Origin of the sequence: Mycobacterium sp. URHD0025 (genome assembly GCF_000426065.1) — a bacterium.
Taxonomy (GTDB): domain Bacteria; phylum Actinomycetota; class Actinomycetes; order Mycobacteriales; family Mycobacteriaceae; genus Mycobacterium.
In genome coordinates this window covers 445,858-463,874 of sequence record NZ_KE384491.1, presented here as the reverse complement: position 1 = coordinate 463,874, position 18,017 = coordinate 445,858, and the positions used below count along the sequence as shown (strand labels likewise).

Here is an 18,017-nt window from a genome sequence, read left to right as displayed (position 1 = left end):
GGAATGATTCGACGCCGGTCGAATCAGCGGTCGGGCAGTGCGTGCTCGACGATCGGCTTGCGCGGATGCGGCTCCCGCTCGGCGCGTTTGGCGGCCAGGTAGACCTGGCTGGTCTCGGCGGCCACGGTGTGCCAGTCGAAGTCGGAGCTCAGGCGCTCGCGGGCCGCGAGCGCGCGGCGCTGGGCCGCCTCGGGATCGTCGAGCACCGCGCGTACCGCCGCGGCCAGGCCCGCCACATCGCGTGGCGCGAAAGACATCCCGGTCTGCCCGTCGATCACGGCCTCGCCCAGACCACCCACGTTGGAGGTCACCAGCGGCGTGCCGGTGGCTGCCGCCTCCAGCGCCACGATGCCGAACGGCTCGTAGTGGCTGGGCAGCACCGCGGCGTCGGCCCCCTGCAGCGCCTGCAGAAGTTCTTCGTGACCGAGCCGTCCGACGAATCGGGTTGCCTTGAGCACCTTGTGCTTTCGGGCCTGATCGACGAGCCACTGCTGCTGGGTTCCGTCACCGGCGATGGTCAGCGTGGTGCCAGGATGTGCGCGGCGGATGCGGGGTAGCGCCGCGATCGCATCGTGCACGCCCTTCTCGTACTCCAGCCGGCCGAGGTACAGCAACTCCGGCGGGCCCGTGCGGGGGCGTCGTGGCGCGAACGGCCAGAGATCGGCGTCGATCCCGTTGCGGATCACCCTGATCTCGGACAGCTCGGGTCCGAACAGTTCGGTGATCTCATCGCTCATGGAAGCCGAACATGTGATCAGCGAATCGGATTCGCGCACCAGCCAGGACTCCACGGCATGCACCTGGCGGCTGATCGGCCCGGATACCCATCCGGAGTGCCGGCCCGCCTCGGTCGCGTGGATGGTGGAAACCAGTGGCACATCGAAGTATTCGGCCAGTGCGATGGCGGGATGGGCCACCAGCCAATCGTGGGCGTGGACGATGTCGGGTACCCAGCGGTCACCCGAATTGCCTTTGACGGCAAGGCCTGTGCGGACCATCGCATGCCCCATGGCAAGCGTCCAGGCCATCATGTCGGTGCCGAAGTCGAACTCGTGCGGATCCTGGGCGGCGGCCACCACCCGCACGCCCTCGCTGATCTCGTCGGTGGACGGATGGGTGCTCGGATCGGTGTCGGTGGGCCGGCGGCTCAGGACGACGACCTCGTGGCCGGCTTCGGCCAGGGCGGTGGCCAGGTGGTGTACGTGGCGACCCAGACCGCCGACGACGACGGGCGGGTACTCCCATGACACCATCAGGATCTTCATGACTGCGTGCCTTCGTGCCGGTGCGAGCGACCGATAGATGCCGTGGTTTCGCGGCGTGTCGACGCGCAGACACGGGCGCTCGCGGAATGTGGGGTGAATGTCATTTTGGCAGACGCCGGGCGTCGAGGGCACCGAACAATCCGTCGGCCTTGTTCCAGCCGTCGGCGAGCCGCTCGGCATGGTCGTGGCGGCCCGAGGCCAGTGCGTCGGAAATCTCGCGCGTGGCGTGCGCATGCAGATGCGCGCGGTAGCGCGCATAGTCGGCGGCCGAGTCCTTGCTCACCATGAACGGCCAGTCACTGGACACGGTCAGCAGGGTCTCCCGCAGGATCTGATCGGCGACACGGTCGCGGGCAGTGGGTGCACCGACCGCGGCGTGCTGGGTGAGCGCCTTGTCCACGGTGCTCAGCGCGCCGTCGACCACCTCGTTGTTGAGCTGGACCAGATCGGCCACCTTCTCGCCGTTCCAGACCTGCCAGTCCTTACCGGAACCCCAAGAGCTGGGCGGCAATTCGACCGGGGTGCCGATGAAGCCGCCGGCCTTGGCGTCTGCCAGGGTGCCCACCCGGACACCGGCCGCGGGCAGCGCACGCAGCACCCGGCCGAGCCACTCCGGGCCCTCGTACCACCAATGCCCGAACAATTCGGTGTCGAAGGCTGCCACCACGTGCGCCGGGCGGCCGATCCGCTCGCTCTCGCTGATCAGCCGACGTCGGACCACCCCGACGAAGTCGGCGACATGCTCGTCGATCGCGCGGTCGGCGCGCTGCGGATCGTAGGGCGCCTTCTCTTCGGACGGGACGTTGCGACCGGTGACCCGCGCGGGCTTGAGTCCCGTGGTGTGGTCGTAGGTGTGGAAATCGCGGTAGGCGGCGTGGCCGGGATAGCCGGACTTGGGCGACCACACGCGGTAGCTGACCTTCAGGTCGCGCCCGAAGGCCACCACGGCGGAGTCGCCGACGGGCCGACCGAGCGCGGTGTCGCCGTGCAGGGACGGCCCGTCCACCATGAAGTGCCCGACACCGGCGGCGGCGTATCCGTTCTCCATGCCGGGGGCGTACGCGCACTCGGGTGCCCAGATGCCGACCGGGGTGTGGGCGAAGCGCTGCTGTGCGTCTGCCAGGCCCTCGCGCAGCGCGAACTCGCGCAGCCGCGGGTTGAGCAGTGGCTGGAACGGGTGCGCCAGCGGACCGCCGAGGAGCTCGATGGTCCCGGCGTCGATCAGTGAACGCAGCAGACCGCTGGCTCCGTGGCGCCAGTGGGTGGTGAACTCGTCGATGGCCGCCTCGGCCTCGGCGTACTCGCGAATTCCGAACTGCTGCAGGCCCTCTTGAGTGCGCAGCGTCGTCGCCTCCTGGGCGCGCAGCTGCCAGTTGGCCAGCCAGTGATGCATGCCCGTCAGGCAGTACGGGTCATCGAGCTGTGCGGTGACCACGGGCGTCATGCCGAGGGTGATCAGGTGACTGCGGTCCTCGGCGGCCAGGCCGCGCAGCACCCGCATCAGTGGCAGGTAGGCCGCGGCCCAGGACTGATAGAGCCATTCCTCGCCGACCGGCCAGCGGCCGTGGTGGGCCAGCCAGGGCAGGTGGGTGTGGAGGACGAGCGTGAATAAGCCCGGAGCCGGATCGGCGGACGGTGTCACGGCCGCACCGCGATTGCCACCAGATCGAGGCTGTCGTCGATGTCGCGCTCGTCGGCCGAGGTCAGGTCGAAGTCGTCGATGCCCACGGCGGCCACATCGGCGAGCAGTTGCTCGGGCCACGGTGCGTCGGCCACCGCACGCTGCACCTGCGCCTCGATGATCGAACCGCCGTGGCGGGCGTCCAGTTCGGCCAGCCCGGCACCGTGGAACACCCCGAGCATGGACTCGACGGTGAAGCCGGCGTCGTGCAGCAGTTCGGTCAGCTCCGCGGCATTGAGTTCACGGGTGTGGAACGGGTTGAGCGGGGTGTCCCGTCCGGGGGAGAAGGTGATCCGGTTGGGTGTGGAGACCAGGAACACGCCTCCTGGGCGCAGCACCCGGTAGCACTCGGAGACGAATTGCGCCTGATCCCACAAATGCTCGATGACCTGGAAGTTCACCACGACGTCGACCGAAGAATCGGCCAGCGGCAGTTCGGCGAGGTTGCCGTGCCGGATCTCCACTCGTGGGTAGCGGGCCCGCACGTGTGCCACCGTGGCCTCGTCGTAGTCGAGCGCTACCACCTTGCGCGCGACGTCGGCCAGTAGGTCTGCGCCGTAGCCCTCGCCGCAGCCGGCCTCCAGGACCTCGCGGTCGACGCACCGGCCGGCCAACCGCTGGTACACCACCTCATGACGGCGGAACCAGTAATTCTCCTCGGCCAGGCCTGGGATGGTCCGCTCGCCGGTCAGAGGTAGGGCTTGGGTGAGGGCACTATCCGAGCCCTCCGCGTGTGCGCTCATTGGAAGGCAGGCTAACCCAGGCTTACCCAGGTTGAAGGGTCGGTGGCGATTCAACCAACGGTTGCCCCACCTCGGGGGTGTGGTAGGGGAGGCCGGAATACAAAGTCCGACCAGCTATGGTGTTCGTGCGAACCATCAAAAGTTACCGACCGGTAACATGATGCTAGTTGCCTAGAACGTGATATGAGCCCGGGCCACCGGTCTCATCGAGGAGGACGAACCAGAGTCATGACGAACATCGTGGTCCTGATCAAACAGGTCCCAGACACTTGGTCGGAGCGCAAGCTGTCCGACGGCGATTTCACCCTCGACCGCGAGGCTGCCGATGCCGTGCTCGACGAGATCAACGAGCGCGCCGTCGAAGAGGCGCTGTTGATCAAGGAGCGTGAGGGCGGAGACAGCACTGTCACCGTGTTGACCGCCGGACCGGAGCGCGCCACCGAGGCCATCCGCAAGGCGCTGTCCATGGGCGCCGACAAGGCTGTGCACCTCAAGGACGACGGCCTGCACGGCTCCGACGTGATCCAGACGGGCTGGGCGCTGGCCCGCGCGCTGGGCACCATCGAGGGCACCGAGCTGGTCATCGCCGGTAACGAGGCGACCGACGGTGTCGGCGGCGCGGTCCCGGCCGTGATCGCCGAGTACCTGGGCCTGCCCCAGCTGACCCACGTGCGCAAGCTGAGCGTCGAGGGCGGCAAGGTCACCGCCGAGCGCGAGACCGACGACGGCGTTTTCAGCCTCGAGGCCTCGCTGCCGGCCGTGGTCAGCGTCAACGAGAAGATCAACGAGCCCCGCTTCCCCTCCTTCAAGGGCATCATGGCCGCGAAGAAGAAGGAAGTCACCGTGCTCACCCTCGCTGAGATCGGCGTGGAAGCCGATGAGGTCGGCGTTGCGAATGCCGGTTCCAAGGTGCTGTCTTCGACCCCGAAGCCGCCGAAGACCGCCGGTGAGAAGGTGACCGACGAAGGTGACGGCGGTACGAAGATCGCCGAGTACCTGGTCGCTCAGAAATTGATCTAGCAGCTGATCCCGAATACTCAACTCCCGAAAGACGTAACGAGAACTCATGGCTGAAGTACTTGTGCTCGTTGAGCACTCCGACGGCGCACTGAAGAAAGTCAGCGCCGAACTCATCACCGCAGCCCGTGCCCTGGGCGAGCCTGCCGCCGTCGTGGTGGGCAAGCCGGGCACCGCTGCCCCGCTGGTCGACGGCCTGAAGGCCGCCGGTGCGGCCAAGATCTACGTCGCCGAGTCCGACGACGCGGAGAACTACCTGGTCACCCCGGTTGTCGATGTGCTGGCCGGACTGGCCGAGTCGGCCACCCCGGCCGGCGTCGTCGTCGCCGCCAACGCCGACGGCAAGGAAATCGCCGCCCGCCTGGCCGCGCGTATCGGCTCGGGCCTGCTGGTCGACGTCGTCGAGGTCCGCGAAGGCGCCGTGGGCGTCCACAGCATCTTCGGTGGCGCCTTCACCGTCGAGGCCCAGGTCACCAGTGACACCCCGGTGATCACTGTGCGTCCGGGCTCGGTCGAGGCCGCGCCGGCCGACGGTGCCGGCGAGGTCGTCAACGTCGAGGTCCCGGCCCAGGCCGAGAACGCGACCAAGATCACCAAGCGCGAGCCCGCCGTCGCCGGTGACCGTCCCGAGCTCACCGAGGCCAGCGTCGTGGTCGCCGGTGGTCGCGGTGTCGGCAGCGCCGACAGCTTCTCGGTCGTCGAAGAGCTGGCCGACTCGCTGGGCGGTGCCGTCGGTGCCTCCCGCGCCGCGGTCGACTCGGGTTACTACCCGGGCCAGTTCCAGGTCGGCCAGACCGGTAAGACCGTGTCGCCGCAGCTGTACATCGCGCTGGGCATCTCCGGCGCGATCCAGCACCGCGCCGGCATGCAGACGTCGAAGACGATCATCGCGGTGAACAAAGACGAGGAAGCCCCGATCTTCGAGATCGCCGATCTCGGCATCGTCGGCGACCTGTTCAAGGTCAGCCCGCAGCTGACCGAGGCGGTCAAGGCCCGCAAGGGATAGATCCCCGCACGACAAGACACAAAACTGCCCCTTTTCGCACGAAAAGGGGCAGTTTTGTGTCTGCTGGGCAGCGGAGGCGCGTGCCGACTACGGACTTTCCAGGGTTTGCATCTCGGCATGCGGTGCCAGTGTTGGTCCTGTCAGCACGTCGAGAGAAGGATTCGCACAATGAAGATCACAGTCATAGGTGCCAGCGGCCAGATCGGATCGCGGGTCGTGCGGTTGCTCACCGAGGCCGGGCACGACGTAGTGGCCGCCTCCCTGTCGTCGGGCGCCGATGTCCTCACCGGTGCGGGCCTGGTGGACGCGCTCAGCGGGGCCGAGGTGTTGGTCGACGTGGTCAACTCGCCCTCGTTCGAAGACGGTCCCGTGATGGACTTCTTCACCAAGTCCTCACACAATCTGGCGGCCGCCGCGAAGGAGACCGGCGTCGGACACTACGTCGCGTTGTCGATCGTCGGCGCCGACGGTTTGCCGGACAGCGGCTATATGCGGGCCAAGGTGGCTCAGGAGAAGAACATCACCGACTCCGGCCTGCCCTACACGATCGTGCGGGCCACGCAGTTCCAGGAATTCGCCGAGGCCATCACCGCGTCGTTGGTGGTGGGCGACGAGGTCCGCGTCCCCGACGCGCGGATCCAGCTGATCTCCGTCGACGACGTCGCCGCCGAGGTGGCGAAGGTGGCGCAGGCCGCGCCGCGGAGCGGCATCGTCAACATCGGTGGGCCGGAAAAGCTCTCGTTCGCCGACATGGCGCGTGCGGTAGTGGCCAAACACGGTGACGGCAAGACGGTCGTGATCGATCCGCAGGCAACGTATTTCGGCACGGCGGTCGACGACAACAGCCTGGTGACCGGCGACGACGGAATCCTGGGTGAAATCCGTTTCGCCGACTCGATCGCGGCGAACTGACATGCCCGTCTCGGCTGAGCGCGAGCAGGCGCTACACGATGCGATGACGGTGATCGCCAGTGTGACACCGCCGTTCATCCCGCCGAACGCCGAGGTGATGACGACGATCATCGAGTGGCCCGCCGGGTCGCCCGGGGCGCCGCCACACCGGCATCCGGCCGGACCCGCCTTCGGCTATGTACTCGAGGGCGAGATGCTGTTCGAGTTGGAGGGTGAGGCTCCGCGGGTGGTCAAGGCGGGGGAGGCCTTCTGGGAACCGGGCGGTGATGTCATCCATTACTCGGATGCCAACAACCGCGACGATATTCCGCTGCGATTCCTTGTCAACATGCTGTGCGTGCCCGGTCAACCGATGCTCGTCATCGTCGATGACGAGGAGCTCGAAGCCCGCAAGGACCAGCGAGTCCGCTGATGGCCGAGTTCGCCGATGTCGTCCGGTCGCGTCGATCGTCACGAATGTTCTTGCCGGACAAGCCTGTTCCGCGTGAACTGCTGGACGAGGCGCTCGCACTGGCGATCCGGGCGCCGTCGAACTCGAACACACAGCCGTGGCACGTCTTTTTCGCCACCGGTGAGCGGCGCGTCCGATTGATCGACGCGCTGCTCGCCGCGGTCGAGGCGGCTCCGCCGGCGATCGGCTCCGCGGGCCTGCCGCCGCGGTTCGCTCACCTGCGCAGGGAGAGTGGCGCCCTGGTCTACGGGGCCATGGGGATCGCCCGCGATGACGCAGAGGGCCGCTGGGCGGCTCAGAAGCGCAACTGGGAGTTCTTCCACGCACCGGTCGCCGGCGTGGTCTGCATGCACCGGGATTTCACGAACGTCGACGCGCTGGGGGTCGGGATGTTCCTGCAGACTCTGCTGCTGGCGTTGAACGAACGGGGCCTCGGCAGTTGCGTGCAGGTGTCCATCTCGTTCTATCCAGACGTGCTGCGTGAACAACTCGACATCCCTGACGATCTGATGGTCCTGTGCGGGGTGTCGATCGGCTATGCCGACCCGGCGTTCCCGGCCAACAACCTGGACACGCCGCGCAACCCGATCGGCGAGAACATCGTGTTCCTCGACGACTGAGGACCGTCCAAAAAGTCACCTGGCGCTCACAGACATGTCATGCGGGCGATGCCGTACGGAGATGCGACTGGGCGACCGTGCTGGTTATGAGCACTGCATCTGTACTCATCGCCGCTGATCACACCGACAGCGCGGCGCCCGATGCGCCGCGCTACACCCTCCTGTTGTCCACCGATCCCGAGCTCATCGACGCCGCCCAGCAGCTCCGCCACGACGTGTTCACCTCCGAACCCGGGTTCGCGTTGAGCGAGAACGTCGACGGACGTGACGCCGACCGGTTCGACGAGCACTGCGACCACCTGCTCGTGCGTGAGGACCGCACCGGTGAGTTGGTGGGCTGCTACCGGATGCTGCCCCCGCCCGGCGCCATCGCCGCCGGCGGGCTCTACACCGCCACCGAATTCGATGTCCGAGGGCTCGACGCGCTGCGCCCGTCCTTGGTCGAGATGGGGCGTGCCGTGGTGCGCGCCGATCACCGAAATGGGGCTGTCGTCCTGCTGATGTGGGCGGGCATCCTGGCCTATCTCGACCGCTTCGGGTACGACTACGTCGCCGGCTGTGTCTCGGTACCGGTTGCGGGGAACGCCGACGGCCCGCCAGGAACCCACATCCGCGGGATCCGTGACTTCGTGCGGCGTCGCCACGCCGCACCCGCCGAACACACCGTGTACCCGTACCGGCCGGTGGTGCTGGACGGCAGGGGACTCGACGACATCGAACCGCCGTCGCGGACCACGGTGCCGCCCCTGATGCGTGGCTATCTGCGCCTCGGCGCGCAGGTGTGCGGAGAACCGGCCCACGATCCAGACTTCGGCGTGGGGGACTTCCCGGCCCTGCTGGACAAACGCCGCGCGGACGTGCGCTACCTCAAGCGCCTGCGTTCGGTCTCGGCGGCGGCAGACATGGCCGACGGGATGCCCGGAGGCGCGTCGTGACCACCGCCACGCGCGAGCACTCCTGGCTGCCCAAAGCCTCGTGCGATGCCAGTTGCGTACCTGCCGGCGGGGCGGACGCCGGACGCCGGCTGGTGGTCTGGGTCCGTACCACGGTGCGGGTGGTCATGGCGGTACTCCTGGCGCCCGGAGTGCCGCTGCTGGCGGTGCCGATACCGGGCCGCTCACACGTACAGCGGTTCTACTGCCGGTTGATGCTCCGTTGCTTCGGAGTGCGGATCGCCTTGTCGGGCGGACCGATTCGCAATTTGCAAGGCGTTCTCGTGGTCAGCGGCCATGTGTCCTGGCTGGATATCTTCACGGTCGGCGCGGTCCTGCCCGGATCGTTCGTGGCCCGTGCCGACCTGGTCGAGTGGCCCGCGGTGGGGCGGTTGGCCCGGGTGATGAAGGTCATCCCGATCGACCGGGGCAGCCTGCGCCGGCTGCCCGCGGTGGTGCACACCGTGGCCGAGCGCCTGCGCACCGGACACACGGTGGTGGCCTTCCCGGAGGGCACCACGTGGTGCGGGCTGGCCTACGGAGAATTCCGGCCGGCGATGTTCCAGGCTGCGATCGACGCGGCCAGGCCGGTTCAGCCGTTACGGCTGGTCTACCGCCACCGCGACGGACGGCCGTCGACGATTCCGGCGTTCGTCGCCGACGACACCCTGCTGCGGTCGGTGCGGAGGGTCATCACCGCACGTCGCACGGTATGCCACGTCCATGTGGGATCTCTGCAGCTGCCCGGCGACGATCGACGGGCACTGGCCCGGCGCTGTGAAGCGGTGGTTCGTTCAGATGGGGCCGCGTACCACGAGCTCCCCGGCGCTCCCGCGCACGTCCTGGTGGCCTGAGGCGGCTGGAAAGCGGGTAGTCGGCCAGCGGCTATCCTAGGAGGGTTATGGCCTCCATCCTGACCTCCTCCTCAGGCGGGCCGGTCTATCTCGATCACGCCGCCACCACCCCGATGCACGCCGCTGCCGTCGAGGCGATGACCGCTGCGCTGGCCACCGTCGGCAATGCGTCGTCGCTGCATGGTTCCGGCCGCATGGCGCGTCGCCGGATGGAAGAGGCCCGCGAGACGCTGGCTCAGCTGCTGGGTTGCCGTCCTTCGGAGGTGATCTTCACCGCGGGGGGCACCGAGAGCGACAACCTCGCCGTCAAGGGCATCTACTGGGCCCGCCGCGACGCCGAGCCGAAGCGGCGTCGGATCATCACCACCGCTGTCGAGCACCACGCCGTTCTCGACGCCGTGCAGTGGCTGGTCGAGCATGAGGATGCCGAGGTGACCTGGCTGCCGGTCGACGCCGAGGGCGCCGTGGCACCCGAGTCGCTGCGCTCGGCCCTGAGGGGTGACGGCGGACCCAACGGTGCCGCTGATGTGGCGCTCATATCGATCATGTGGGCCAACAACGAGGTCGGCACGATCATGCCGATCGCCGAACTGGCCGCCGTCGCGGCCGAGTTCGACGTCCCCATGCACAGCGACGCCATCCAGGCCGTGGGCCAGATCCCTGTCGATTTCGCGGCCACCGGGCTGGCGGCGATGAGCGTCGCCGCGCACAAGTTCGGCGGTCCGATGGGCGTCGGCGCTCTGGTACTGCGCCGTGACACCGCCTGCGTGCCCCTGCTGCACGGCGGAGGACAGGAGCGCGACGTCCGTTCCGGAACCCCCGATGTGGCCGGCGCGGTGGCCATGGCCGCGGCCGCGGAGGTGGCCATCGGCGGGCTCGCCGAGCACAGTGCCCGGGTGCAGGCACTGCGGGACCGGCTGATCGACGGTGTGCTCACCACGATCGAGGACACCTACCTCAACGGGCCGCAGGGCGCCGGCCGGCTTCCGGCCAACACCCACTTCACTTTCCGTGGCTGCGAAGGTGACTCACTTCTGATGCTGCTCGACGCCAAGGGTGTCGAATGCTCCACCGGCTCGGCGTGTACCGCCGGCGTGGCGCAGCCGTCGCACGTTCTGATCGCCATGGGGGCCGATCCGGCCACGGCACGGGGATCCTTGCGCTTCTCGTTGGGGCACACCAGCACGGACGCCGACGTCGACGCGGTGCTGGAGGTGTTGCCCGCGGCTGTCGAGCGGGCCCGGCAGGCAGCGCTGGCCAGTGCGGGGAGGACTTTCTCATGAGAGTCCTTGTCGCGATGAGCGGTGGGGTGGATTCCTCGGTGGCCGCCGCACGGATGGTCGACGCGGGCCACGACGTCGTCGGCGTGCACATGGCGCTGTCATCGGCGCCGGGCACGTTGCGCACCGGTTCGCGGGGGTGCTGCTCCAAGGAGGACGCGGGCGATGCCCGCCGGGTGGCCGACATTCTCGACATCCCGTTCTATGTGTGGGATTTCGCCGATCGGTTCAAGGACGACGTGATCGACGACTTCGTCGAGTCGTACGCCCGCGGCGAGACTCCGAACCCCTGTGTGCGGTGCAACGAGCGCATCAAGTTCTCCGCTCTGGCGGCGCGGGCTCTTGCGCTCGGGTTCGACGCGGTCGCCACCGGTCACTATGCGCGGCTGGCCGACGGGCGGCTGCGCCGCGCCGTCGACGCCGACAAGGACCAGTCGTATGTGCTGGGTGTGCTGACCGCCGAACAGCTGGCGCACGCGCTCTTCCCGATCGGCGACACACCCAAATCGCAGATCCGCGCCGAGGCCGCCGAGCGCGGCCTGGCCGTGGCGAAAAAGCCTGACAGCCATGACATCTGCTTCATCCCCTCCGGGGACACCCAGGCGTTCCTGGGCGCCCGTATCGGGGTTCGGCGCGGTGCGGTGATCGACAACGAAGGCACGGTGCTCGCCGAACACGAAGGCGTGCATGCCTTCACGATCGGTCAGCGCAAGGGTCTGGGTATCGCCGGACCGGGTGCAGACGGCCGGCCGCGGTATGTGACCGCGATCGATGCCGAGACGGGCACGGTGCGGGTCGGATCGGTCGAGGACCTCGAGATCGGGGAGCTGGTCGGCGACAAGCCTGTGTTCACCAGCAGCGTTGCCCTGCAGGGTCCGGTGGAGTGCCAGATTCAGGTGCGTGCCCACGGCGGGATCACCGACGCGGTGGCCGAGCTCCGCGACGGCAGGCTCGTGGTGTCCTTGCGGGCACCGTTGCGCGGCGTGGCACCCGGCCAGACCATGGTGCTGTACCGGCCCGACGCCGAGGGCGACGAGGTCATCGCCAGCGCGACCATCGCACGCGCGTGAGTGTTTTCGCGTGAGTGTTTTCGCGACGGCGACCGGGATCGGATCCTGGCCCGGCACAGAGCCACGCGCGGCAACAGAGGTCGTCGTCGGTGAATTGCACAACCTGTCGCACCTCGTGGAGCTGCCGGCGCGGGGGATCGGCGCCGATCTGATCGGGCGGGCCGGGGCGTTGCTGGTCGACATCGGCATCGACACCGTGCCGCGCGGCTACCGGATCGCCGGCGGTCGCAGCACTGCTCTGCGGCGGGCGGTGAGTCTGCTCGGCGAGGACATCGACGCGCTGGAAGAGGCCTGGGAGCGCGCCGGGCTGCGGGGCAGTGGCCGTGCGGTCAAGGTGCAGGCGCCCGGCCCGATCACCCTGGCCGCCCAGCTCGAACTGCCCAACGGACACCGGGCCATCACCGATCGCGGAGCGCTGCGCGATCTTTCGGCCTCGCTCGCCGAGGGGCTGGCGATCCATCGTGCCGAGGTGGCCCGGCGGCTGGAGACCCCGGTGGTGATCCAGCTCGACGAACCGTCGCTGCCCGCCGCGCTCGCCGGCCGGCTTTCCGGGATCACGAGCTTCACTCCGGTGCATCCGGTGGACGAGCCGTTGGCGATGAATCTGCTGGACGCGTGCGTGAAAGCGGCCGGCACAGATGTCGCGCTACACAGCTGCGCGCCTGAACTGCCATGGAAGGCGTTGTTGCGCAGTGCTGTTCACGCGGTTTCGGTCGATGTATCGACGCTGACACCGGCCGACTTGGACGGTATCGGCGAGTTCGTCGACTCGGGGCGTACCGTGCTGCTCGGTGTCGTTCCCTCGACAGAGCCCCAGGAGAGGCCTTCGTTCGAAGAGGTCGCCAAGTCAGCAGTGACCCTCACCGACCGGCTCGGGTTCAATCGGGCAGTCCTGCTGGACCGCATCGGCATCACACCGTCGTGCGGGCTGGCCGGCGCTACGGCGCAATGGGCGCGCACCGCGGTGGAACTGGTGCAGAAGGCCGCCGACGCCTTCGCCGAAGATCCGGACGCCATCAAGTAATAGCAACCAAAAGGTTGCGCTTGAGCCCTGGCGAGTTCTAGGCTGATGGGCAACTGAAAGGTTGCGTATGAGTACAGATCGAATCGAAAAGGAAGTCCTGCTCAAGGCGTCGCTGGAGCGGGTGTGGCGGGCCATCAGTGATTCCGAGGAATTCGGCCGCTGGTTCGGGGCCCGGTTCGACGGGCCGTTCGTCGCCGGGAAAACGGTCAACGGAATGATCACGCCGACCGAGGTCGATGAAGAGGTCGCGGCCATGCAGGAGCCCTACGCCGGTGAAGCCGACGCCTGGCACGTCGTGGCGGTCGACCCGCCGCACCGGTTGGCCTTCCGCTGGCACCCGTACGCCGTCGAACCCGGCGACCGCGAACCGGAGGCACCCACCACGTTGGTGGAGTTCACCCTGGCCGAGACCGACGGCGGGGTGCTGCTCCGGATCGTCGAATCCGGATTCGACGCGATTCCCGCGGAGCGGCGGAAGTCGGCCTTCGACGCCAACAGCGAGGGCTGGGCACACCAGGCCGAGATGGTCCGCAAGTACCTCGCGCTCGGCGAGCCGGTGTGACGGCCGCCGTCGCCCAGCGCGCCTCGCTGTTCGACGCGCTCGGCGATCCCAACCGGTTGCGCATCGTCACCCGCCTCTGTGAGGGCGGTCCGTGTTCGACAGTGCAACTGACGCAGGTGATTCCGGTGACGCGTCAAGCCGCGACCAAGCACCTGCTGCTACTGGAGGCCGTGGGGTTGGTGACCAGTGATCGCAAGGGCCGGGAACGCATCTGGCGGATCGAGCCCGAGCCGCTGGTACAGGCAGGCGACTACCTGACGGCACTGTCGCGCCGCTGGGACGGTGCGATTGACCGCTTGCGGGCCTACGTCGAAGACTGAACGGGCGGCTATCTGCCGCGCAGTTCGCGGCGCAGGATCTTGCCGGCCGATGATTTGGGAATCGCGTCGATGAACTCGACCTGGCGCACCTTTTTGTAGGGCGCCACCTGGCCTGCGACGAACGCCATCACCTCGTCGGCGCTCAACTCCGACGAAGGTTGTTTGACCACAAAGGCTTTCGGCACTTCCTCGCCGGATTCGCCGTCCTGCACCCCGATCACCGCGGCATCGGCGACGCCTGGGTGGCCCAGCAGCACGGCCTCCAGTTCGGCGGGCGGCACCTGGTAGCCCTTGTACTTGATGAGTTCCTTGAGCCGGTCGACGACGTAGACGCAGCCGTGGGAATCGACCTGGGCCAGATCTCCGGTGTGCAGGAACCCGTCGGCATCGATGGTCTCCCGGGTTGCCGCCTCGTTGCCGAGGTAGCCGGCCATCACGTTGGGGCCCTTGAACCACAGTTCACCGGTCTCACTCAAACCTTCTGCCGGGATCCCGATTTCGTTCCCGGTGTCAGGATCGACCAGCTTGCTGGCACTGTTGGGCACGGTCCAGCCGCAGGAGTTCAGCGGCGCCACCGTGCCGACCGAAGCCAGTCCGCGGTCGTGCGGCGTGATGTGGCTGACCGGGCTCAGCTCGCTCATGCCGTAACCCTGAGAAACCGTGCAACCCAACCGATCTGCCACGGCGCGGCCCAGGTCGGCATCGAGCGCCGCCGCGCCGGACAGGACGGATCGCAATGAGGACAGGTCATAGGAATCGACCAGTGGGTGCTTGGCCAGGGCGACGGCCACCGGCGGGGCGATGTAGACGAAGGTGCACCGGTGGTCGGCGATGTTGCCCAGGAATTCACCGAGATCGAACGACGGCATGATGACCAGCTGGGCGCGGGCGTGCAGGGCGGCATTCAGCAGCACCGTCATGCCGTAGATGTGGAAGAAGGGCAGCACGGCCAACAAACGGTCATCGGCGGTCAGGCCCTGCAGCGGCCGGATCTGTGCGACATTGGCCGTCAGGTTGGCGTGGGTGAGCATGACGCCCTTGGGATTCGCCGTGGTTCCCGAGCTGTAGGGGAGTGCGGCCAGATGAGTGGCCGGATCGAAGCTCACCTCCGGTGCGGGGCCCTCGGCGCCGAGGCCGTCACCGTCGAGCACCACCACCTGATCCTCGGCGAGGCCTGCGGCTGCCGCCCCCTCGCGCGCCTGGGGCAGCAGCACGCTGACCGTGACCAGCAGTCGGGCCTTCGAATCCTTGAGCTGCTTGGCGATGTCGCGGGCGGTGAACAACGCATTGACGGTGGTGGCGGTGGCTCCCGCGCGCAGGATGCCGTGAAATGCGATCGCGAAACCCGAACTGTTGGGCGACAGCAGCGCCACCACATCACCCACACCGATTCCGCGGGCGGCCAGGCCGCCGGCGAACGCGTCGATCCGGCGCACCAGGTCGCCATAGCTGGTCTCGGTACCGGATTTGGCGTCCACCATGGCGATCCGGCCTGCATCGTTGGCAGACATGTCTGCGAACAGGTAGTCGTAGACGCTGACGGTGGGCAGCTCGACGTCGGGGAATGGGCTGGCGAAACTCATGGCTGCTTCCGTTCAGTTCTCGTCGAGTTGTTTGATGAGCCGGCGCGACGCAACCAGACGGAACGAGGCGTCGATGAGTTCGCGGACCTCGGGCCAATCTACCTTCGCCGCAGTGAAGTCCAGACCCAGCCAGCCGAACGGGCCCATGTAGGCCGGGAAGAAGAAGCGGCTGTCCTGTTCGAGCGCCCGGCGGTCGCTCTCGTCGACCTTGATCAGCAGCGAATGCGGATAGGGCACCATCTCGCCGCGGCCCTCGGGTTTGACGTTGCCGCCGTACATCGCGAACATCTTCGGCGCGCAGAACACAGGCCGGCCCCACGAGATCTTTTCGAAAGCCCCGGGAAATCCCAGGGCCACCGTGCGGAGTTCGGCCAGTCCCAGGTCGTCGTCGCTGAACATGATCGGGTGCGGCATGCCGTCAGATTAGTGGAGCGGTCGGTGCCCGACGGCCGATACAGCCGGCCGGTGGATTGCCCATCGCCACAACGACTACGACTCCCGACGGCGGCATCGCGATGTTCTCGGGCCGCGTCGGCCGAGCCCGGTGGCTGAGCCCCTTGTCATGGCCCTGGACTAACCTGCGGGGGTGACCTCGAACGACACTAACGACGCTGACCTGCGACGACGTTGGCAGGAACTCGCAGAAGAGGTGCGGGGCCATCAGTTCCGGTACTACGTCAAAGATGCGCCGATCATCTCCGACGCCGATTTCGACGTGCTGCTGCGGCAGTTGCAGGCACTCGAGGAGGAGCATCCGGAGCTACGGACGCCGGATTCCCCGACCCAGCTCGTCGGCGGAGCCGGGTTCTCGACCGAATTCGCCCCGGCCGAGCACCTGGAACGGATGTTGTCCCTGGACAACGTGTTCGATTCCGATGAGCTGTCGGCCTGGGCGGCCCGGATCAGCGGGGAGACGGGCAATGCCGCGCACTTTCTGTGCGAGCTGAAGATCGACGGCGTGGCGTTGGCGCTCGTCTACCGCAAAGGCCGGCTGGTGCGGGCGGCGACCCGCGGCGATGGCCGCAGCGGCGAGGACGTGACGCTCAACGCCCGCACCATCTCCGACATCCCCGAGCGGCTCACGCCCTCCGACGAGTTTCCGGTGCCCGACGTGCTGGAGGTGCGCGGCGAGGTGTTCTTCCGGGTCGCGGACTTCGAGGAACTCAACGCCGGATTGGTCGCCGAGGGCAAACCTCCGTTCGCCAACCCCCGCAACAGTGCGGCCGGTTCGCTGCGGCAGAAGAATCCGGCGATCACCGCGCGCCGTCGGTTGCGGATGATCTGCCACGGTCTCGGACACATAGAAACCCCGACGGGGCTCCCGTTCACGTCGTTGCACGACGCCTACCGGGCACTGGGCCAGTGGGGCCTGCCGGTGTCCTCGCACACCGCGAAGGTGTCCGACGTCGCGGCGGTCGCCGAGCGGATCGCCTACTGGGGTGAACACCGCCACGACGTCGACCATGAGATCGACGGCCTGGTGGTCAAGGTGGACGAGGTGGCGCTGCAGCGCCGGCTCGGCGCGACCTCGCGCGCACCGCGCTGGGCCGTGGCCTACAAGTACCCGCCGGAAGAGGCCACCACGAAACTGCTCGACATCCGGGTGAGTGTGGGGCGGACGGGCCGGGTGACCCCGTTCGCCTACATGGAGCCGGTCAAGGTGGCCGGGTCGACCGTGGGCCTGGCGACGCTGCACAACGCGACGGAAGTCCAGCGCAAGGGGGTGCTGATCGGCGACACCGTGGTGATCCGCAAGGCCGGCGATGTCATCCCCGAAGTGCTCGGCCCTGTGGTCGATCTGCGCGACGGGGCCGAGCGTCCGTTCGTGATGCCGACCAACTGCCCCGAATGCGGCACCGTGCTGGCGCCCGCCAAGGAAGGTGACGCCGACATCCGCTGCCCCAACACCCGCAGTTGCCCAGCGCAGTTGCGGGAGAGGGTGTTTCACGTCGCGGGCCGGGGCGCGTTCGACATCGAGGGGCTGGGCTATGAGGCGGCCACCGCGCTGCTGCAGGCCGGGGTGATCGCCGACGAGGGAGACCTGTTCACCCTGACCGCCGAGCAGTTGTTGCGCACCGAACTGTTCACCACCAAGGCCGGCGAGCTGTCGGCCAACGGCAAGCGGTTGCTGGCCAATCTGGACAAGGCCAAGGCCCAGCCGCTGTGGCGGGTGCTGGTGGCGTTGTCGATCCGCCACGTCGGCCCCACCGCCGCGCGTGCGCTGGCCACCGAGTTCGCCAGCCTGGACGCCATCATCGCGGCCGGCGAGGAGCAGCTTGCCGCGGTCGAAGGGGTGGGCCCGACCATCGCCGCGGCGGTCGTCGACTGGTTCAGTGTCGACTGGCACCGCGCCATCGTCGACAAATGGCGCGCCGCCGGAGTCAGGATGGCCGACGAGCGCGACGCCAGCATCGAACGCACCCTGGAGGGCCTGTCGATCGTGGTGACCGGGTCCCTGCCCGGCTTCTCCCGCGACGAGGCCAAGGAGGCCATCATCAGCCGCGGCGGCAAGGCGGCCAGCTCCGTCTCCAAGAAAACCGCGTACGTGGTCGCGGGGGATGCGCCGGGGTCCAAGTACGACAAGGCCGTGGAACTCGGGGTCCCGATCCTCGACGAGGACGGCTTCCGGACCTTGCTGGCAGAGGGACCGCAGACCGCACCGGAAGAGGCCACCACCGACGAGGGGTGACCGCGGTG

At 68.0% G+C, this 18,017-nt stretch carries 18 protein-coding genes; 13 read left to right on the top strand and 5 right to left on the bottom strand.

Annotated features, from left to right (window positions below; genetic code table 11):
• Positions 1-23: 23 nt before the first annotated feature.
• From H977_RS0130655 to H977_RS0130645, 3 genes are all read right to left on the bottom strand, one after another.
• Positions 24-1,265 (bottom strand): glycosyltransferase family 4 protein, encoded by a 1,242-nt coding sequence (locus H977_RS0130655; protein WP_029111441.1) that lies wholly within the window; start codon positions 1,263-1,265, stop codon positions 24-26.
• Between the two features lie 100 nt (positions 1,266-1,365).
• Positions 1,366-2,907, bottom strand: coding sequence for a 1,4-alpha-glucan branching protein domain-containing protein (locus H977_RS0130650; protein WP_029111440.1), 1,542 nt, complete (start codon positions 2,905-2,907; stop codon positions 1,366-1,368).
• Complete coding sequence (locus H977_RS0130645; protein WP_029111439.1) at positions 2,904-3,689, bottom strand: class I SAM-dependent methyltransferase; 786 nt, start codon at positions 3,687-3,689, stop codon at positions 2,904-2,906. The genes H977_RS0130650 and H977_RS0130645 overlap by 4 nt, the downstream gene beginning before the upstream one ends.
• A 228-nt stretch (positions 3,690-3,917) precedes the next feature.
• On the opposite strand from H977_RS0130645, the gene H977_RS0130640 reads away from it, so the two are divergent.
• The 12 genes from H977_RS0130640 (at position 3,918) to H977_RS0130585 (ending at position 13,737) form a co-directional block, all read left to right on the top strand.
• Positions 3,918-4,709 (top strand): electron transfer flavoprotein subunit beta/FixA family protein, encoded by a 792-nt coding sequence (locus tag H977_RS0130640; RefSeq protein WP_029111438.1) that lies wholly within the window; start codon positions 3,918-3,920, stop codon positions 4,707-4,709.
• 46 nt (positions 4,710-4,755) lie between these two features.
• Complete coding sequence (locus H977_RS0130635) at positions 4,756-5,712, top strand: electron transfer flavoprotein subunit alpha/FixB family protein (protein ID WP_029111437.1); 957 nt, start codon at positions 4,756-4,758, stop codon at positions 5,710-5,712.
• Positions 5,713-5,880: 168 nt separating this feature from the next.
• A complete protein-coding gene (locus H977_RS0130630; RefSeq protein ID WP_029111436.1) occupies positions 5,881-6,624 on the top strand; it encodes an SDR family oxidoreductase in 744 nt (247 codons plus the stop codon).
• Between the two features lies 1 nt (position 6,625).
• Positions 6,626-7,036: a cupin domain-containing protein gene (locus H977_RS0130625; protein ID WP_029111435.1), complete on the top strand. Its 411-nt coding sequence runs from the start codon at positions 6,626-6,628 to the stop codon at positions 7,034-7,036.
• Positions 7,036-7,695 (top strand): nitroreductase, encoded by a 660-nt coding sequence (locus H977_RS0130620; protein WP_029111434.1) that lies wholly within the window; start codon positions 7,036-7,038, stop codon positions 7,693-7,695. The genes H977_RS0130625 and H977_RS0130620 overlap by 1 nt, the downstream gene beginning before the upstream one ends.
• Positions 7,696-7,781: 86 nt before the next feature.
• A complete protein-coding gene (locus tag H977_RS0130615) occupies positions 7,782-8,630 on the top strand; it encodes a GNAT family N-acetyltransferase (protein ID WP_029111433.1) in 849 nt (282 codons plus the stop codon).
• Positions 8,627-9,481: a lysophospholipid acyltransferase family protein gene (locus H977_RS0130610; protein WP_029111432.1), complete on the top strand. Its 855-nt coding sequence runs from the start codon at positions 8,627-8,629 to the stop codon at positions 9,479-9,481. Before H977_RS0130615 ends, H977_RS0130610 begins: the two co-directional genes overlap by 4 nt.
• A gap of 47 nt (positions 9,482-9,528) precedes the next feature.
• Positions 9,529-10,764 (top strand): cysteine desulfurase family protein, encoded by a 1,236-nt coding sequence (locus H977_RS0130605; protein ID WP_029111431.1) that lies wholly within the window; start codon positions 9,529-9,531, stop codon positions 10,762-10,764.
• Positions 10,761-11,831 (top strand): tRNA 2-thiouridine(34) synthase MnmA, encoded by a 1,071-nt coding sequence (gene mnmA, locus H977_RS0130600; protein ID WP_029111430.1) that lies wholly within the window; start codon positions 10,761-10,763, stop codon positions 11,829-11,831. The genes H977_RS0130605 and mnmA overlap by 4 nt, the downstream gene beginning before the upstream one ends.
• A 10-nt stretch (positions 11,832-11,841) precedes the next feature.
• Entirely contained in the window at positions 11,842-12,855 is a 1,014-nt protein-coding gene (locus tag H977_RS0130595; RefSeq protein WP_029111429.1) for a uroporphyrinogen decarboxylase/cobalamine-independent methonine synthase family protein, read from the top strand.
• 67 nt (positions 12,856-12,922) lie between these two features.
• Positions 12,923-13,417 (top strand): SRPBCC family protein, encoded by a 495-nt coding sequence (locus H977_RS0130590; protein WP_029111428.1) that lies wholly within the window; start codon positions 12,923-12,925, stop codon positions 13,415-13,417.
• Entirely contained in the window at positions 13,414-13,737 is a 324-nt protein-coding gene (locus H977_RS0130585) for an ArsR/SmtB family transcription factor (protein ID WP_029111427.1), read from the top strand. Before H977_RS0130590 ends, H977_RS0130585 begins: the two co-directional genes overlap by 4 nt.
• Positions 13,738-13,745: 8 nt before the next feature.
• Here H977_RS0130585 and H977_RS0130580 read toward each other — a convergent pair whose 3' ends face one another.
• Both H977_RS0130580 and H977_RS0130575 read right to left on the bottom strand, forming a co-directional pair.
• Positions 13,746-15,320: a 4-coumarate--CoA ligase family protein gene (locus H977_RS0130580; RefSeq protein WP_029111426.1), complete on the bottom strand. Its 1,575-nt coding sequence runs from the start codon at positions 15,318-15,320 to the stop codon at positions 13,746-13,748.
• Positions 15,321-15,332: 12 nt separating this feature from the next.
• Positions 15,333-15,734, bottom strand: coding sequence for an MmcQ/YjbR family DNA-binding protein (locus H977_RS0130575; protein WP_029111425.1), 402 nt, complete (start codon positions 15,732-15,734; stop codon positions 15,333-15,335).
• A gap of 172 nt (positions 15,735-15,906) precedes the next feature.
• Between H977_RS0130575 and ligA the strand changes: the two genes are divergently transcribed.
• Entirely contained in the window at positions 15,907-18,009 is a 2,103-nt protein-coding gene (ligA, locus tag H977_RS0130570; protein WP_029111424.1) for an NAD-dependent DNA ligase LigA, read from the top strand.
• Positions 18,010-18,017: the final 8 nt, after the last annotated feature.

What these genes read in the sequence shown, in the direction of transcription:
- H977_RS0130590 (WP_029111428.1), top strand. Translation starts at nt 12,923, where the DNA reads ATGAGTACAGATCGAATCGAAAAGGAAGTCCTGCTCAAGGCGTCGCTG.
- H977_RS0130605 (WP_029111431.1), top strand. Translation starts at nt 9,529, where the DNA reads ATGGCCTCCATCCTGACCTCCTCCTCAGGCGGGCCGGTCTATCTCGAT.
- H977_RS0130640 (WP_029111438.1), top strand. Translation starts at nt 3,918, where the DNA reads ATGACGAACATCGTGGTCCTGATCAAACAGGTCCCAGACACTTGGTCG.
- H977_RS0130635 (WP_029111437.1), top strand. Translation starts at nt 4,756, where the DNA reads ATGGCTGAAGTACTTGTGCTCGTTGAGCACTCCGACGGCGCACTGAAG.
- H977_RS0130580 (WP_029111426.1), bottom strand. Translation starts at nt 15,320, where the DNA reads ATGAGTTTCGCCAGCCCATTCCCCGACGTCGAGCTGCCCACCGTCAGC.
- H977_RS0130630 (WP_029111436.1), top strand. Translation starts at nt 5,881, where the DNA reads ATGAAGATCACAGTCATAGGTGCCAGCGGCCAGATCGGATCGCGGGTC.
- H977_RS0130615 (WP_029111433.1), top strand. Translation starts at nt 7,782, where the DNA reads ATGAGCACTGCATCTGTACTCATCGCCGCTGATCACACCGACAGCGCG.
- mnmA (WP_029111430.1), top strand. Translation starts at nt 10,761, where the DNA reads ATGAGAGTCCTTGTCGCGATGAGCGGTGGGGTGGATTCCTCGGTGGCC.
- H977_RS0130575 (WP_029111425.1), bottom strand. Translation starts at nt 15,734, where the DNA reads ATGCCGCACCCGATCATGTTCAGCGACGACGACCTGGGACTGGCCGAA.
- H977_RS0130625 (WP_029111435.1), top strand. Translation starts at nt 6,626, where the DNA reads ATGCCCGTCTCGGCTGAGCGCGAGCAGGCGCTACACGATGCGATGACG.
- H977_RS0130620 (WP_029111434.1), top strand. Translation starts at nt 7,036, where the DNA reads ATGGCCGAGTTCGCCGATGTCGTCCGGTCGCGTCGATCGTCACGAATG.
- H977_RS0130645 (WP_029111439.1), bottom strand. Translation starts at nt 3,689, where the DNA reads ATGAGCGCACACGCGGAGGGCTCGGATAGTGCCCTCACCCAAGCCCTA.
- H977_RS0130655 (WP_029111441.1), bottom strand. Translation starts at nt 1,265, where the DNA reads ATGAAGATCCTGATGGTGTCATGGGAGTACCCGCCCGTCGTCGTCGGC.